The sequence below is a fragment of the Ornithinimicrobium tianjinense genome (assembly GCF_014636495.1).
Lineage (GTDB): Bacteria > Actinomycetota > Actinomycetes > Actinomycetales > Dermatophilaceae > Ornithinicoccus > Ornithinicoccus tianjinensis.
The window spans coordinates 212,463-227,618 of the sequence record NZ_BMEM01000002.1 but is presented as its reverse complement, the minus strand read 5'-3'; the positions used below and the strand labels follow the sequence as shown (position 1 = coordinate 227,618).

Below are 15,156 nucleotides of genomic sequence, written 5' to 3'. Positions count from 1 at the left end.
GTGACACGCATCATCGCGGGCCGCGCGGGCGGCCGCACGATCGCCGCGCCCCGCGGCAGCGCGACCCGCCCGACCACCGACCGCGTGCGTGAGGCGCTGTTCTCCCGGGTCGAGGCCCTGATGGACCTGGACGGGGTGCGCGTGCTCGACCTGTATGCCGGTTCCGGCGCCCTCGGTCTCGAGGCGCTGTCCCGGGGCGCCGCGCACCTCACCGCCGTGGAGCGGCACCGGGCGACGGCGGCCCTGGTGGAGCGCAACGCCCGCGACCTGGGCCTGGCCGACCTCGTGCAGGTGCGGACCGGGGCCGTGGAGCGCGTCCTCGTCGCCCGGCCCGAGGGTGAGGGGCCCGATCGTCCCGGGGACGGCTTCGACCTGGTCCTCCTCGACCCGCCCTACCCGCTCGACGAGCACGATCTCGCCGACGTGCTGGGGCTGCTGGTCTCGGGCGGCTGGCTCGCCGAGGACGCTCTCGTCGTGGTCGAGCGCAGCGCCCGGTCGCCGCGGCCGGCCTGGCCGACCGGCCTGGTCCACCTCGACACCCGGACCTACGGCGAGACCGCGCTGCACCTCGCCGAGCCGGTCCGGGGCGGACCGACGAGCGAGGACGACGAGCGCGTGCCACGATCCCTGGCATGACGGCATACCCCATCCCTCGTCCTGTGTCCGGTGACGTCGTGGACCTGATCCTCGACGACCACCGCCTTTTCGAGACCCTCATGCGCGAGATGCGCGACGCCACCGCCGACCGGGAGGCTGCGCGCGCCGCGTTCGCGGACGTGCTCGTGGCGCACGGCGAGGCCGAGGAGACCGAGGTCTACCCGCGGCTGGAGAAGAAGACGGACGACGTGGACGCGGAGGAGGTGCACCACGGGGAGGAGGAGCACGCGCAGATCAACGAGGCGCTGCTCGCCCTGCTGGAGTGCAAGGGCACCGACACCCAGAAGTTCGACGACGCGGTCGAGAAGATGAACGAGGTGCTGCAGCACCACATCACCGAGGAAGAGCTGACGATCCTCAACCCGGCGCGCGAGGAGGTGTCCGAGGCGGAGCGTGCCACGCTCGGTGAGGCCTTCGTCGCCGCCCGCAGCAAGCACCTCGACGCCGGAGCCGGCTCGGTCGACAACGTCCGGGCGCTGGTGAAGAAGGCGCACGACGAGGGTCTCCTGCCGGCCGAGGGCGAGTAGCAGGGGCGCGGACGGGCGGGCCCAGTAGGCTCCCGCGGTATGACGACGCCCGTCCGCCGCTGCGTGTGCCCCGGCTCCTTCGACCCGGTGACCAACGGCCACGTCGACGTGATCGTGCGCGCCGCGGCGCTCTTCGACGAGGTCGTGGTCGCCGTGCTCCACAACCCCGCCAAGCGCGGCACGTTCCCGGTGGAGCAGCGCCTCGAGCTCATCGCCGAGGCGCTGCCCGCCGACGTGCGTGAGCGGGTGCGCGCGGAGGCCTTCGCGGGCCGGCTGCTCGTCGACGTCTGCCGCGACGTCGGTGCCGGCGCGATCGTCAAGGGGTTGCGGGGTGGCACGGACTTCGCCTACGAGCTGCCGATGGCGTTGATGAACCGTCACCTCACCGGCATCGAGACCATGTTCCTGCCCGGTGACCCCGCGCTCGAGCACGTCTCGAGCTCGCTGGTCAAGGAGGTGCACCGCTACGGCGGTGACGTGACCGGTCTGGTGCCGGACGGGGTGCTCGCCGCGCTGCGCTCGCTGGTTTGAGTCGGAGGCCCCCGCTCGGCTAGTCTGGTGCGTCGGTCCTGTCCACCTGCGCCCGCAGCGGACGTGGACCGTTCCCACGCACGACGCACAAGCACGAGGACGCGATACATGGCTGCGCACGAGACGGCGCGCACCTGGGTGGTCGACACCCGGGAGCTGGTCCGCCGGCCGGGCACCATGAAGGAGCTGTCCTGGACGCTGACGACGCCCGAGCTCATCGGGACCGACGTCATCAGCATCCCGGCCGGTGCTCAGGTCGACATCGACCTGCGGCTCGAGTCGGTGGTCGAGGGCGTCCTCGCGACGGGGACGGCCACGGCCACGGCGCGCGGGGTGTGCGTGCGGTGCCTGGACGACCTCGAGGTGGGCCTCGAGGCCCCGTTCCAGGAGCTGTTCGCCTATCCCGCAGCCCGCAAGGGTGAGGGCAGGGGCCCTGCGAAGGGTCCTGCGGACGAGGCCGAGGACGAGCAGTACGAGCTCGACGGCGACCTGATGGACCTCGAAGAGGTCGTCCGGGACGCCGTGGTGACCGCGCTGCCCTTCCAGCCGGTGTGCCAGGACGACTGTCCAGGACTGTGCTCCGAGTGCGGGGCACGCCTGGCGGACGACCCGGACCACCACCACGACGTGATCGACCCCCGGTGGTCGGCGCTGGCCAACCTGGCCGCGCAGGCCGACGACGACGAGAAGAAGAGGAACTGACGTGGCCGTCCCCAAGCGGAAGATGTCGCGCTCCAACACCCGCAGCCGCCGGGCCAACTGGAAGGCTGCGCCCATCGCGCTGTCGACCTGCCCGCAGTGCGGCTCCGTGCGCACGCCGCACCAGGCCTGCACCTCCTGCGGCACCTACGCCGGTCGCCACTACGTGGCCGCCGAGCGCACCGAGCACCAGGACTGAGCGTCCCGCAGACCAGCATGCGCCCCGTCGCCGAGCTCAACGACATCCTCGAGGGGATCGTCGGGGGCCGGTGCGACGAGGCGCTGCTTCTGCGTGCCCTCACCCACCGGTCGTACTCCTACGAGAACGACGGCGTGCCGCACAACGAGCGGCTGGAGTTCCTCGGGGACTCGGTCCTGGGCGTGGTCGTGACGGACACGCTCTACCGCACCCACCCGGACCTGCCCGAGGGGCGGCTGGCCAAGCTGCGTGCGGCGGTGGTCAACTCCCGCGCGCTCGCGGAGGTCGCCCGCGGCATCGGCCTGGGCGACTTCGTGCTGCTCGGCAAGGGTGAGGAGACGACCGGCGGCCGGGACAAGTCCTCCATCCTGGCCGACACGACCGAGGCGGTCATCGGGTGCGTCTACCTCTCCGTGGGCAGCCCTGCGTCCGAGGCGCTGATCCACCACCTGATCGACCCGCTGCTCAAGCGCAGCGCCGCACTCGGGGCCGCCCTGGACTGGAAGACCAGCCTCCAGGAGGTCGCGGCGGCGGACGAGCTGGGCGTGCCGGAGTACCGCGTGGAGTCCGAGGGGCCGGACCACGACAAGAAGTTCACGGCGCAGGCCGTGATCGCGGGCGAGGTCCGCGGCACCGGCTACGGCCGGTCCAAGAAGGGGGCCGAACAGCGCGCCGCCGAGGACGCCTGGAGGGCGCTCACCGGGCAGACCGTGGGGTCCTGACCAGGTGCCCGAGCTGCCCGAGGTCGAGGTCGTCCGTCGGGGCCTGGCCGACCACGTCGTCGGCCGCACCGTCGAGCGCGCCGTCCTGACCGGGGCGCGCGTCGCCCGCCGCCACGCGGCCGGACCCCAGGACCTCGCCGACCGTCTGGTCGGCTCGCGCATCGTCACCGCGGACCGCCGGGGCAAGTACCTCTGGCTCGTCCTCGCCCCTCCCCACGACGACCCGCAGGCCCTCGTGGTCCACCTGGGCATGTCCGGGCAGATGCTCGTCGAGCCGGCCGACGCGCCCCGCGAGAAGCACCTGCACGCGACGATCGACTTCTCCGACGACGGGCCCCAGCTGCGTTTCGTCGACCAGCGCACCTTCGGCGGCCTGGCGCTGACCACGCTGCACGACCCCGTCGAGGGGCACCCGCACGGCATACCCGAGCCGGTCCGGCACATCGCGCCCGACCCCCTCGAGCCGGCCTTCGACCGGGCGGCCACGGTGCGGCGCATCAAGGCCAGGAGCAGCGAGATCAAGCGGGTGCTCCTGGACCAGTCGGTCGTCAGCGGCGTGGGCAACATCTACGCCGACGAGGCGCTGTGGAGAGCGGGGGTGCACGGCCGGCGCGCGGCGACGGCGCTGACGAAGCCCACGATCGGCCGCGTGCTCGACCACGCCACCGCGGTGATGACCGAGGCGCTGGGGCAGGGCGGCACGAGCTTCGACGCGCTCTACGTCAACGTCAACGGCGCGAGCGGCTACTTCGACCGGTCGCTGTCGGCCTACGGCCAGACCGGGCGGCCGTGCCCGCGGTGCGGGACGCCCATCGTGCGCGAGCAGTTCATGAACCGCTCCAGCCACTTCTGCCCGCGCTGCCAGACCCGGCCGCGCTGGTAGCTGGCGAGGCCGCGTGCGCCGCTCAGGTGTGCAGCGGCGCCTCCTCCTGCGGGTAGATGACGCCGAGCTCGCGCCGGGCGCTCTCCATGATGGTCATGATCGCGACCGTGTCCGCGTGCGGGACGACCGGGGACTCGAGCAGGCCGAGCCGCAGGCAGCGGTGGAACTCCTCGACCTCGTGCAGGAAGTGCTCGCGCGGCGCCTCCACCCACTCGCTGCTGTGACCTCGGTGGATCGTGAAGGACTCCGGGTCGTTGACCGGCCCGTGCACCTCGATCCACCCCTCGGTGCCGCGGATCACCGTGCGCGACCCGCCGTGGCTGCGCGAGTCGCACAGCACCTGGACCACCGCGCCGTCCTGGGTCATCCACTGCAGCGCCACCAGGTCGTCGGCACCGGTCGGGCAGGTAGAGCCGAGGACCTGCAGGTCGGTGGGGTGGCCCGCGAGCAGGTGGGCCAGGGTGACGGGGTAGACGCCCAGGTCCAGCAGCGCGCCGCCACCGTTGGCGAGGTCGAAGAGCCGGTGCGACTCGTCATACCGGAAGGGGACGGTGAAGGCGGCGGCGAACGAGCGGACCTGGCCGACCTCGCCGCGGCGGACCCGGTCCACGATCTCGCGGACGACGGGGAGGCAGCGCGTCCACATGGCCTCCATGGCCAGCACCCGCCGCTCGCGGGCCGCCTCGAACACCGACTCCGTGTCGGCGACGGTGAGCGCCAGGGGCTTCTCGACCATCACGTGCTTCCCCGCAGCCACGGCCGCCAGGGCCTGCTCGGTGTGGAAGGGGTGGGTGGTGGAGATGTAGATGGCGTCGACGTCGCGGTCGACGTAGAGATCGTGGTAGCTGCCGTAGACCCGCGCTCCTCCGTGCGCGTCGGCAAGCGCGCGGGCCCGGCCCGGCTCCCGCGAGGCGACCGCGACCAGCTGCCCGCCCGCGCTGCGGCGGACAGCGTCGGCGAAGGCGGGGGCGATGCTCCCCGCCCCGAGCAGCCCCCACCGCACCGGGCGGTCGTCGAGGGGAGGGTATGCCGTGCCTGCACCGTGTGCGTCCATGGCTCCACCGTAGTGCCGAGGGCGTCCTAGTCTGCGGGGTATGACACGTGCGCTCGTCTTCGTCCGCGGCCGGGTCCAGGGCGTGGGCTTTCGCTGGTGGACGAGGGCGCGGGCCCTGGAGCTGGGGCTGGTCGGGCACGCCCGCAACATGGCGGACGGACGGGTGGAGGTGCTCGCCCAGGGGTCGCCGGAGGCGGTGCAGGCCCTCGTCGACCTGCTGCGCGAGGACCCGTCGACCCGGAGCAGACCCGGTCGGGTGGACTCGGTCGTCGTCCAGCACCACGCGCCCCGCGAGGGGCTCGACGGCTTCCTGGAGCGTTGACCTGCCGGGATCCGGCCGCACGCGCGGGTATCGTGGCGGCAACCATGACCCGCCGACCGTGAGAAGCCCGCCCGCGTGTACGTCAAGAGCCTGACCCTCAAGGGGTTCAAGTCGTTCGCCTCCGCGACGAGCATGCGCCTGGAGCCGGGCATCACCTGCATCGTGGGCCCTAACGGGTCGGGCAAGTCCAACGTCGTCGACGCGCTCGCGTGGGTGATGGGGGAGCAGGGCGCCAAGAGCCTGCGCGGCGGCAAGATGGAGGACGTCATCTTCGCCGGCACCACAGGCCGGCCGCCGCTGGGTCGCGCCGAGGTGTCGATGACCATCGACAACAGCGACGGCGCCCTGCCGATCGACTACAGCGAGGTGACGATCACCCGCACGATGTTCCGCACGGGCGGGTCCGAGTACGCCATCAACGGCACCTCCTGCCGGCTGCTCGACGTGCAGGAGCTGCTGTCCGACAGCGGCATCGGCCGCGAGATGCATGTCATCGTCGGCCAGGGCCAGCTGGACGCCGTGCTGCGGGCGACCCCGGAGGAGCGGCGCGGGTTCATCGAGGAGGCGGCCGGGGTCCTCAAGCACCGCAAGCGCAAGGAGCGGGCGCTGCGCAAGCTGGAGTCGATGGAGGGCAACCTCACCCGGCTCACCGACCTCACGGCCGAGATCCGTCGGCAGCTGGGGCCCCTCGGCCGCCAGGCGGAGACCGCGCGTCGCGCCGCGACCATCCAGGCCGACGTGCGCGACGCCCGGCTGCGGCTCCTGGCCGACGACCTCGTCCAGCTGACGAGTGCCCTGGAGCAGGAGCTGGCCGACGAGCGGGCGCTGGTGCGTCGGCGGGAGGCCGCCCAGGCGGCGCTGGCGAGCGCGGAGGAGTCGGTGACCAGCCTGGAGCGCGAGCGCGCGGCAGCCGCGCCGGCGCTGACCGAGGTGCAGGACCGGTGGTACGCCCTGTCCTCCCTGGTCGAGCGGTTCCGCGCGCTCCGCGACCTGGCGCGGGAGCGGGTCCGGCTGCTCGGCGCCGAGGAGGAGGAGCTGCTCCGCGAGGAGCACGGACGCGGCGGCCAGGGTGGCCGGGACCCCGAGCAGCTCCGCGCCCAGGCCGAGCAGGTGCGCGCCGAGGAGACCGCGCTGCTGGCCACCGTCGCCGACCTGGCCCGCCGCCTGGGTGAGGCCGAGAAGGAGCGCGGGGCGGCCGAGGCCGCTCACGCGGAGGAGCAGGCCCGGCTGCAGCGGCTGGCCCGCGCCGCCGCGGACCGGCGCGAGGGCCTGGCCAGGCTGGCCGGGCAGGTCGCAGCCCGCCGCTCGCGGGTCGAGGCGGGGGAGGGCGAGATCGCCCGGCTCACCGCGGCCGCCCAGGCGGTGCTCGACCGGGCCGCGGCCGCCGAGCAGGAGTTCGCTGCGCTGGAGTCCACCGTCCTGGACGTCGAGGAGGGCGAGGAGGACCTGGACCAGGAGCACGAGGCCGCGGAGGAGCGTCGCGCCGCCGCCGAGGACGCGGTGGTGCGGATCATGCAGGAGCTGCGCTCTGCGCAGGCCGAGCAGTCCGCCCTGCAGGCGCGGGTCGAGGCGCTGTCGCTGAGCCTGCGCCGCACCGACGGCGCGAGCGCCCTCCTGGCGGCCGCTGACGGCGGCTCCGGCGGGGTCGAGGGCGTGCACGCCGCGCTGGGCAGCCTCCTGCGCGTCGAGCCCGGTCGCGAGGGAGCCGTCGCCGCCGCTCTCGGCTGGGCGGGGGAGGCCCTCGTCGTCGACGGTCTCGACCCGGCCCGCGCCGCCCTGGGGTGGCTGCGCGAGCACGACCAGGGTCGCGCCGGGCTGCTGGTCCCCGGCTCCGCGGTCGACGTGGACCGGGCCGGGTGGCCCGCCCTGCCGGGGTATGCCGTCTGGGCGTCGGACGTCGTGAGCTCGCCCGACGAGGCCGTGGGCCGCGCGGTCCTCGCCCTGCTCGAGCGCGTCGCACTGGTGGAGGACGAGGACGACGCCGTCCGCCTGGTCGGCGAGGTGCCCGGCCTGACCGTCGTGACGGGTCAGGGTGACGTCTTCGGCCCCGGGTGGGTCCGGGGTGGCTCGAGCGCCGCGCCCAGCCTGATCGAGCTGCAGTCCGCCCACGACGAGGCCGTCCAGGGCGTCGCCGCCGCTACTGCCCGGGCAGAGCGGCTCACCTTCGAGCTCGGCACGGCCCGCACCGAGCTCGCCGAGGCGGAGCTGGCCGCGGACACCGCCCTCGACGCCCTGCACGACAACGACGCGCGGATGACGGCCGTCGCGGAGCAGCTCGCCCAGCTCGGCCAGACCATGCGGGGTGCGCGCGCGGAGCACGAACGCACCGCCGCGGCCATCACCACCGCCGAGCAGGGGCTGGCGGCCACCCGGACCGAGCTCGCCGACCTCGAGCAGCGGCTCGCCGCCGCCGAGGAGGAGCCCGGCCAGACAGAGGAACCCGACACCGCCGAGCGCGAGCGGCTGGCCGAGGCCGCCGCCCGGGCCCGCAGCGCCGAGACCGAGGCACGCCTGTCCCTGCGCACCCAGGAGGAGCGCGCGAAGGCGCTCGCCGGCCGCGCCGAGGGTCTGGAGGCCGCGGCCCGCAACGAGCTGGCCGCGCGGCAGCGCGCCGCGGCCCGGCGCGCGCGGCGGGCGGAGGAGCGTCGCACGGCGGACGCGGTGGCGACGGGCGCGGCATACCTGCTGGACCACGTCGAGCGGCTCCTCGCGACCGCGGCGGCCGCGCGGGAGACGGCCCGCGAGCAGCAGGCCGAGGTGGACCGGGCGCTCGCCGAGGCGCGCGCGCGGGCCCAGGCCGTGGCCGCGGAGCTGCGCGAGGTGACCGACTCGGTGCACGCCGACGAGATCGCGCGCGCGGAGCAGCGGCTGCGCATCGAGGCCCTGCAGACGCGTGCCGTCGAGGAGCTGGGGGTGGACCCCGAGACCCTTGTCGAGGAGTACGGCCCCCACCTGCCGGTCCCGCACGTGCCCGGGCCCGACGAGGACCCCGAGGCCGACGACTTCCCCGAGCCGGCGCCGTTCGTCCGCGAGGCGCAGGAGAAGCGCCTGCGCGCGGCCGAACGACGGCTCGCCCAGCTCGGCCGCGTCAACCCGCTGGCGCTGGAGGAGTTCGCGGCGCTGGAGGAACGGCACACCTTCCTCGTCGAGCAGGTCGAGGACCTGCGCCGCTCCCGGGCCGACCTGCTGCAGATCGTCAAGGAGGTCGACGAGCGGGTCGAGCGGGTCTTCACCGAGGCGTTCCACGACACGGCGGCCCAGTTCGAGAGGGTCTTCTCGCGGCTCTTCCCCGGCGGCGAGGGGCGGATCACGCTCACCGACCCCGACAACATGCTCACCACCGGCATCGAGGTCGAGGCCCGCCCGCCGGGCAAGAAGATCAAGCGGCTGTCGCTGCTGTCCGGCGGCGAGCGGTCCCTGACCGCCGTGGCGCTGCTGGTGGCGATCTTCAAGGCGCGGCCGAGCCCGTTCTACATCATGGACGAGGTGGAGGCGGCCCTGGACGACACCAACCTGGGCCGGCTGATCACGCTCTTCGAGGAGCTGCGCGACAGCAGCCAGCTCATCGTCATCACCCACCAGAAGCGCACGATGGAGATCGCCGACGCGCTCTACGGCGTCTCGATGCGCGGCGACGGCGTGACGACGGTCGTCAGCCAGCGGGTCAAGGACGTCGCGCCCGCGGCCCTGGCGGAGGAGTCGGCGTGATCCAGGTCTTCGGCGGAGGTGCCTACCCCGCCTACGTCATCGACGACGAGACGCTGCGCGAGGAGCTGCTGTCCACCGAGGACACGCGGGAGTGGCTGGAGGAGACGCCCGACGCGCCGGACGCGGTGTCGTTCTGGCGGATGCTCGGGGAGCTCGACCGGGCGCTGGAGGTGGGGGAGCGGGTCCTCGCCTCCCGGGAGGAGGGCACACCCGGCTGGGGAGCCGCGGCGGTCCGCCTCGCCCACGTGCACCACTGGCGGGAGGAGTATGCCGCGGCGCACGCCCTCCTCGACCGCGCGGAGGCGGCGTTCGGTGAGGACCAGGCCATGCGGGCCTTCGTGCTGCAGCACCGGGCCAAGGCGCTCTTCGACGAGGGGCGGCCGGAGGAGGCGGCCGGGGCCGCGAGGGAGGCGCTGGCGCTGCGCGAGGGCAGGGCCGACCCGGCGCTCGTGGGGTCGACCCGGCAGACGCTCGTCCGCATCCTGCGGGACCTGGCTCCGTAGGATCGGCGGGTGACCGCACCCCGACGCATCCGCCGCCTGCCCGAGAGGTCGCGCACCGAGCGCGCCGATCTCGACGCCGTCCTCGACGCCACGCTGGTCGCGACCCTCTCGACCGTCGTCGACGGGGCGCCGTGGGTGGTGCCGATGCTCGCGGTGCGCGACGGCGACCGGATCCTCCTGCACGGGTCCACGGGCGCGGGCGCGCTGCGGCACGTCGCAGCCGGGGCGCCCGCGGCGGTCAGCGTCGTCCACCTGGACGGCGTGGTCGTCGCCCACAACACCTTCGACTCCTCGGCCAACTACCGCTCCGCGGTCGTCTACGGCACGCTCGAGCCGATCGTCGACCCCGACGAGCGGCGGCGTGCGCTGGAACGGGTGTCCGACGCCGTCCTGCCCGGTCGGGGCGAGGAGGTCGTGCCCATGACCGACAAGGAGCTGGCGGCCACGCAGGTGATGGCGATGGCGATCACCGACGGCGAGTGGCTGGTCAAGGTCCGCACCGGTGGACCTGGCGCCGCTCCGCCCGGGACGACGGCCTGGACGGGCGTGGTGCCGCTGCGGGTCGTCGCCGACGAGCCGGTCGCGGACGAGCGCTGCCAGGGGGAGCCGGTGCCCGCGTCGGTGCGGGAGCGGGTGGCGCGCGGGGCGGCCGCCGGAGGCTCCTGACCCGGGTGTGAGGCGTCTCACGTCCTTCACGCTCCGTCGCTGCATGGCGGACCGGTCGGGCCCGTCGGATCAGGGACACGCGGGGTGTTCGGGTTGGTCAGGGGCCACTGTCGTTGTCACACTGGTCACATGCTCGCTCTCGTGCTGTCCATGCTGTTCTGCGTCGCCATCGGCTCCGGTGTCGTCGGTTACGTCATGCTCGAGGCGCGTCGCGAGGGGCGAGGCGAGTTCTGGACCCCGGAGGGGGAGGAGCTCATCGCCGGGGCGCGGCGCACGACCGAGAAGGTCCGCGCCCGCAGCGGGGAGCTCGTGGGGACGGCAGCCGAGAAGACCCGGCGGGTGGTCCGGGACAAGGTCTATGCCGAGCCGACCGAGCCCGCCGAGGACGAGCCGTCCGAGGTGCGCCGCGCGAGCTGAGCGCGGACGACATACCTGAACGACCGGATCCCTGAACGACCGGATCCCTGAACGATCGGAGCCGGGCGCCGCGAGGTGCCCGGCTCCGACGTTGGGGAAGTGTCAGGGGCGTCTGCGAGGATGGCGCCCGTGGGACCGATCAATGAGCTCTGGGAGATCCTGACCCTCGTCACCGTCGTGGTCGTCGGCGCGCTAGGCGTGCTGGTGGCGCTGGTGCGCGGACGCGGTGGTCGAGGGGCGTCGCCGACGCTGCCGCGCACCGGCAGGCGCGAGGGCGACGTCCTGGTCGACGACCGCGACCGCGCTGCGGACGCGGGGACCGAGGTCCCCAACCGCGGCGGCGGAGTCCTCGTCGAGGAGCCCGAGGCGCCCGTGGCGCCGGGGCTGGAGCGCCCCGAGTCGGCCCGGGGGCGGCTGCAGCGGCTGCGCGCCCGCCTGGCGCGCTCCAACTCCGCGATCGGCAACGCCCTGCTGGCGCTGCTCTCCCGCGGGGGCCTGAGCGACGAGGACTGGGAAGCGGTCGAGGACACCCTGCTCGCCTCCGACCTCGGCGTCGAGGCCACCCAGGAGCTCGTCGACTCGCTGCGGACCCAGGTGCGGGTCGACGGCACCACCGACCCGGCCCAGGTCCGGCAGTGGCTGCACGAGGACCTGCTGCGGCTCGTCGACCCGTCGATGGACCGCCGGATCGCCGCGAGCCGCGAGGACGGGCACCCCGCGGTCATCCTCGTGGTCGGTGTCAACGGCACGGGCAAGACGACCACCGTCGGCAAGCTCGGGCGGGTGCTCGTGGCCGAGGACAAGGACGTCATCTTCGGGGCGGCGGACACCTTCCGCGCCGCAGCCGCGGACCAGCTCACGACGTGGGGGGAACGGGTGGGGGTGCCGACCGTCCGCTCGCACCAGGAGGGTGCCGACCCTGCCTCGGTGGCCTTCGAGGCGGTCAAGGCCGGTGTGGAGATGGAGGCCGACGTCGTGCTCATCGACACGGCGGGCCGGCTGCACACCAAGCGGGGGCTCATGGACGAGCTCGGCAAGATCAAGCGGGTCGTCGAGAAGCAGGCGCCCGTGGGCGAGGTCCTGCTGGTGCTCGACGCCACCACTGGTCAGAACGGCATGCGTCAGGCCGAGGAGTTCGCCAAGGAGGTCGACATCACCGGCATCGTGCTGACCAAGATGGACGGCACGGCCAAGGGCGGCATCGTCGTCAACGTCCAGCGCAAGCTCGGTGTCCCGGTCAAGCTCATCGGCCTTGGCGAGGGCCCGGACGACCTGGCGCCCTTCGACCCGGAGGCGTTCGTCAGCGCGATCGTCGGCTGACCGGTCGCCGAGGACACGAGCGAGGGACGAGCGAGGCCCGCAGGGGGCCGCGGAAGCCGACAGGAGTGTTCGTCGGCTGACCGGTCGCCGAGGACACGAGCGAGGGACGAGCGAGGCCCGCAGGGGGCCGCGGAAGCCGACAGGAGTGTTCGTCGGCTGACAGCCGCGCGAGGACCCGCAGCGGAGCGAGGACCGGAGGGCGGCGCGGAAGCCGGTACCCCGCTTCCCGAAGACAGGAAAATGCACCTGAGACACCGTCGACGACGGCGCATCAGGTGCATTTTCCTGTCCTGCGTCAGGCCTCTGCTCGGACGGCGGAGCTGCCGGGGCGGTTGCGCGGCTCGTCGGGGTCGTCGAGAGCCCAGGCCACGGCGGCCGTGCCGATGCGGCCCAGCGGGGCGGCCACGCCGCGCAGCAACGGTGTCGGATAGCGCAGACCGAGCATCTCGCGCGCATACTCCGGCAGCAGCTCGACAGCCCCGGCCGCGAGCATCCAGAAACCGGGCCGAGCCGCAGCGGGCAGCGGCGGGTCGTGCAGCAGGAAGCGGACCACGTCGAGGGCGCCCGGCGTCGTCTCCAGCTCGGGACGGTATGCCGCGAGCGACTCCTGGAGCGCCTGCACGGTGCGCGGGGGGTCGGCGATCCCGAGGCGGGTCGCGACATACGCCGCCTGGTCGACGTAGCGGTCGGCCTCGGCCGCGGTGAGGGGCGTGCGGGAGTAGCGCTGGTGGGCGACGAGGAAGCTGTCGATCTCGGCCACGTGCACCCAGCGCAGCAGGTGCGGGTCGGTGGCGGAGTAGGGACGCCCCTGCCGGTCCGACCCTGAGACGGTCTCGTGGATCCGGTTGATCTTGTCCAGGATCCGCTCCGCCGACTCCGACGGACCGAAGGTGGTCATCGCGAGGAACTCGCTCGTGCGCTGCAGACGCCCCCATGGGTCGTCGCGGTAGCCCGAGTGCTCGCCGACCCCCGCCATCGCCAGCGGGTGCAGCGACTGGAGCAGCAGCGCCCGGATGCCGCCGGCATACATCCCGGCATGGCCCTGGACGCGGCAGATGGGGTCGTCGGGGGCGAACCGGCGCTCGCCGGGAGCCAGCCAGATCGCGTGGGCGCGTCGCTCGGCGTCCGGGCCGGCGACCCTCCTGCGCAGGGACTCGGCCAGGCCGCGCCTGGCGACGGAGATGGGGGACCGCACGCGTCCAACGTATCCTTACCGGGTGTTCAACTCCCTCTCCGACCGCCTGACGCTCACCTTCCGCAACCTCAAGCGCAAGGGCACCGTCACCGAGTCCGACCTCAACGCGACGATCCGCGACATCCGGCTCGCGCTCCTCGACGCCGACGTCGCGCTGCCGGTCGTCAAGGAGTTCACCGGCCGCGTCCGCGAGCGGGGGCTCGGCGCCGAGGTGCACCAGGCCCTGAACCCGGCGCAGCAGATCGTCAAGATCGTCAACGAGGAGCTCGTCGCCATCCTGGGCGGCCAGACGCGGCGGCTGAACCTCGCCAAGAACCCCCCGACCGTCATCATGCTGGCGGGTCTGCAGGGGTCGGGCAAGACCACGTTCGCGGGCAAGCTGGCCCACCTGCTCAAGGGGCAGGGCCACACCCCCCTGCTCGTCGCGGCCGACCTGCAGCGCCCCAACGCCGTCACCCAGCTCGAGGTCGTCGGCGAGCGGGCCGGCGTCAGCGTCTTCGCGCCCGAGCGGGGCAACGTCTTCGGCCACGACGCCGCGCTGGAGTCGGGCGAGGGCACGCGCTCGTTCGGCGACCCGGTGGACGTGGCCGTCGACGGCGTCGAGGAGGCCCGCCGCAAGGGCCACGACGTCGTCATCATCGACACCGCCGGTCGTCTCGCCGTCGACGTCGACCTCATGCGCCAGGCCAGCGACATCCGGATCGAGACCGACGCGGACGAGGTCCTGTTCGTCATCGACGCGATGATCGGCCAGGCCGCGGTCGAGACCGCCAAGGCGTTCAGCGACGGGGTCGGGATCACCGGCTCGGTCCTGACCAAGCTCGACGGTGACGCCCGCGGTGGTGCCGCGCTGTCGGTCGCGACCGTGACCGGCCAGCCGATCCTCTACGCCTCGACCGGCGAGGGCGTCAAGGACATCGAGCTCTTCCACCCCGACCGGATGGCCTCCCGCATCCTGGACATGGGTGACGTCCTCACCCTGATCGAGCAGGCCGAGAAGGCCTTCGACGCGGCGCAGGCGCGGGAGATGACCCGCAAGTTCCTGGCGGACGAGGACTTCACCTTCGAGGACTTCCTCGACCAGATGGCCGCGATCAAGCGGATGGGCTCGCTCAAGCAGATGCTCGGCATGATGCCCGGCATGCAGGGCATGCGCGCCCAGCTCGACGCCCTTGACGAGCGGGAGTTCGACCGGGTCGAGGCGATGGTCCGCTCCATGACGCCTTTCGAGCGGCACCACCCCAAGCAGATCAACGGCTCGCGCCGCGCCCGCATCGCGCGGGGCTCCGGCGTGCAGGTCTCCGAGGTCAACCAGCTCATCGAGCGCTTCGGCGAGGCGCAGAAGATGATGCGCCAGCTCAAGAAGGGCGGCGGCATCCCCGGTATGCCGGGCATGCCCGGCCTCGGTGGGCCCGGCGGCGGCAAGCGCGGCAAGGCGGCTCCGAAGAAGAAGGGGAAGTCGGGCAACCCGGCCAGGCGCGCCCAGCAGGAGCGGGAGGCCGCCCAGAAGCAGCAGGCGGCCCGCGAGGCCTCGATCGAGAACGCCTTCGGCGCAGGCGCCGGCAGCGCGTTCGGTGCCGACCAGGCCGGCGCCGGGGCGGACCTGTCCGGGCTGAAGCTGCCCGCCGGGTTCGAGAAGTTCCTCGACCCCGGCAAGAAGTAGCCGGTTCCTCGGCGGTGACTCCCCCGCGCACGGGGAGGGAACACGGCATACCCCAAGGTTGTTGACCCGTCAACGAAACCGATCGACAGG

16 protein-coding genes are annotated in these 15,156 nt (G+C 73.5%); 14 read left to right on the top strand and 2 right to left on the bottom strand.

Annotated elements, in window-relative coordinates:
- The 7 genes from rsmD (at position 1) to mutM (ending at position 4,218) form a co-directional block, all read left to right on the top strand.
- Complete coding sequence (gene rsmD / locus IEV65_RS08920) at positions 1-636, top strand: 16S rRNA (guanine(966)-N(2))-methyltransferase RsmD (protein ID WP_188429975.1); 636 nt, start codon at positions 1-3, stop codon at positions 634-636.
- Positions 633-1,184, top strand: a complete 552-nt coding sequence (locus IEV65_RS08915) for a hemerythrin domain-containing protein (RefSeq protein WP_188429974.1) — start codon at positions 633-635, stop codon at positions 1,182-1,184. The genes rsmD and IEV65_RS08915 overlap by 4 nt, the downstream gene beginning before the upstream one ends.
- A 39-nt stretch (positions 1,185-1,223) precedes the next feature.
- A complete protein-coding gene (gene coaD / locus IEV65_RS08910) occupies positions 1,224-1,715 on the top strand; it encodes a pantetheine-phosphate adenylyltransferase (protein ID WP_188429973.1) in 492 nt (163 codons plus the stop codon).
- A gap of 108 nt (positions 1,716-1,823) precedes the next feature.
- A complete protein-coding gene (locus tag IEV65_RS08905) occupies positions 1,824-2,417 on the top strand; it encodes a YceD family protein (RefSeq protein ID WP_188429972.1) in 594 nt (197 codons plus the stop codon).
- 1 nt (position 2,418) lies between these two features.
- Entirely contained in the window at positions 2,419-2,613 is a 195-nt protein-coding gene (gene rpmF, locus IEV65_RS08900) for a 50S ribosomal protein L32 (RefSeq protein ID WP_188429971.1), read from the top strand.
- Positions 2,614-2,630: 17 nt separating this feature from the next.
- Positions 2,631-3,335 (top strand): ribonuclease III, encoded by a 705-nt coding sequence (rnc, locus tag IEV65_RS08895; protein WP_188429970.1) that lies wholly within the window; start codon positions 2,631-2,633, stop codon positions 3,333-3,335.
- Positions 3,336-3,339: 4 nt separating this feature from the next.
- The gene (gene mutM / locus IEV65_RS08890; protein ID WP_188429968.1) at positions 3,340-4,218 is read left to right on the top strand and encodes a bifunctional DNA-formamidopyrimidine glycosylase/DNA-(apurinic or apyrimidinic site) lyase; all 879 of its coding nucleotides are present in this window, start codon (positions 3,340-3,342) and stop codon (positions 4,216-4,218) included.
- A 22-nt stretch (positions 4,219-4,240) separates the two neighbouring features.
- On the opposite strand, the gene IEV65_RS08885 is transcribed toward mutM, so the two are convergent.
- Entirely contained in the window at positions 4,241-5,272 is a 1,032-nt protein-coding gene (locus IEV65_RS08885) for a Gfo/Idh/MocA family protein (protein ID WP_188429966.1), read from the bottom strand.
- 40 nt (positions 5,273-5,312) lie between these two features.
- Between IEV65_RS08885 and IEV65_RS08880 the strand changes: the two genes are divergently transcribed.
- From IEV65_RS08880 to ftsY, 6 genes are all read left to right on the top strand, one after another.
- A complete protein-coding gene (locus tag IEV65_RS08880) occupies positions 5,313-5,594 on the top strand; it encodes an acylphosphatase (protein ID WP_188429964.1) in 282 nt (93 codons plus the stop codon).
- 75 nt (positions 5,595-5,669) lie between these two features.
- Positions 5,670-9,302, top strand: a complete 3,633-nt coding sequence (gene smc / locus IEV65_RS08875; protein WP_188429962.1) for a chromosome segregation protein SMC — start codon at positions 5,670-5,672, stop codon at positions 9,300-9,302.
- A complete protein-coding gene (locus IEV65_RS08870; protein WP_188429960.1) occupies positions 9,299-9,805 on the top strand; it encodes a hypothetical protein in 507 nt (168 codons plus the stop codon). Before smc ends, IEV65_RS08870 begins: the two co-directional genes overlap by 4 nt.
- A 9-nt stretch (positions 9,806-9,814) precedes the next feature.
- Positions 9,815-10,471, top strand: coding sequence for a pyridoxamine 5'-phosphate oxidase family protein (locus tag IEV65_RS08865; protein ID WP_188429958.1), 657 nt, complete (start codon positions 9,815-9,817; stop codon positions 10,469-10,471).
- A gap of 129 nt (positions 10,472-10,600) precedes the next feature.
- On the top strand, positions 10,601-10,888 hold the full coding sequence (locus tag IEV65_RS08860) for a hypothetical protein (protein WP_188429956.1): 288 nt from the start codon (positions 10,601-10,603) through the stop codon (positions 10,886-10,888).
- Positions 10,889-11,017: 129 nt separating this feature from the next.
- Complete coding sequence (gene ftsY, locus IEV65_RS08855; protein ID WP_229735105.1) at positions 11,018-12,208, top strand: signal recognition particle-docking protein FtsY; 1,191 nt, start codon at positions 11,018-11,020, stop codon at positions 12,206-12,208.
- A gap of 295 nt (positions 12,209-12,503) precedes the next feature.
- Here the strand turns inward: ftsY and IEV65_RS08850 are convergent, their stop codons facing one another.
- Complete coding sequence (locus IEV65_RS08850; RefSeq protein WP_188429953.1) at positions 12,504-13,403, bottom strand: oxygenase MpaB family protein; 900 nt, start codon at positions 13,401-13,403, stop codon at positions 12,504-12,506.
- A 22-nt stretch (positions 13,404-13,425) separates the two neighbouring features.
- On the opposite strand from IEV65_RS08850, the gene ffh reads away from it, so the two are divergent.
- Positions 13,426-15,066, top strand: a complete 1,641-nt coding sequence (ffh, locus tag IEV65_RS08845) for a signal recognition particle protein (protein WP_188429951.1) — start codon at positions 13,426-13,428, stop codon at positions 15,064-15,066.
- Positions 15,067-15,156 lie beyond the last annotated feature (90 nt).

Bases quoted from the DNA above. Each gene is read 5' to 3' on its own strand.
- IEV65_RS08915 (WP_188429974.1), top strand. From the start codon at position 633: ATGACGGCATACCCCATCCCTCGTCCTGTGTCCGGTGACGTCGTGGAC.
- coaD (WP_188429973.1), top strand. From the start codon at position 1,224: ATGACGACGCCCGTCCGCCGCTGCGTGTGCCCCGGCTCCTTCGACCCG.
- IEV65_RS08905 (WP_188429972.1), top strand. From the start codon at position 1,824: ATGGCTGCGCACGAGACGGCGCGCACCTGGGTGGTCGACACCCGGGAG.
- rnc (WP_188429970.1), top strand. From the start codon at position 2,631: ATGCGCCCCGTCGCCGAGCTCAACGACATCCTCGAGGGGATCGTCGGG.
- IEV65_RS08885 (WP_188429966.1), bottom strand. From the start codon at position 5,272: ATGGACGCACACGGTGCAGGCACGGCATACCCTCCCCTCGACGACCGC.
- IEV65_RS08880 (WP_188429964.1), top strand. From the start codon at position 5,313: ATGACACGTGCGCTCGTCTTCGTCCGCGGCCGGGTCCAGGGCGTGGGC.
- IEV65_RS08860 (WP_188429956.1), top strand. From the start codon at position 10,601: ATGCTCGCTCTCGTGCTGTCCATGCTGTTCTGCGTCGCCATCGGCTCC.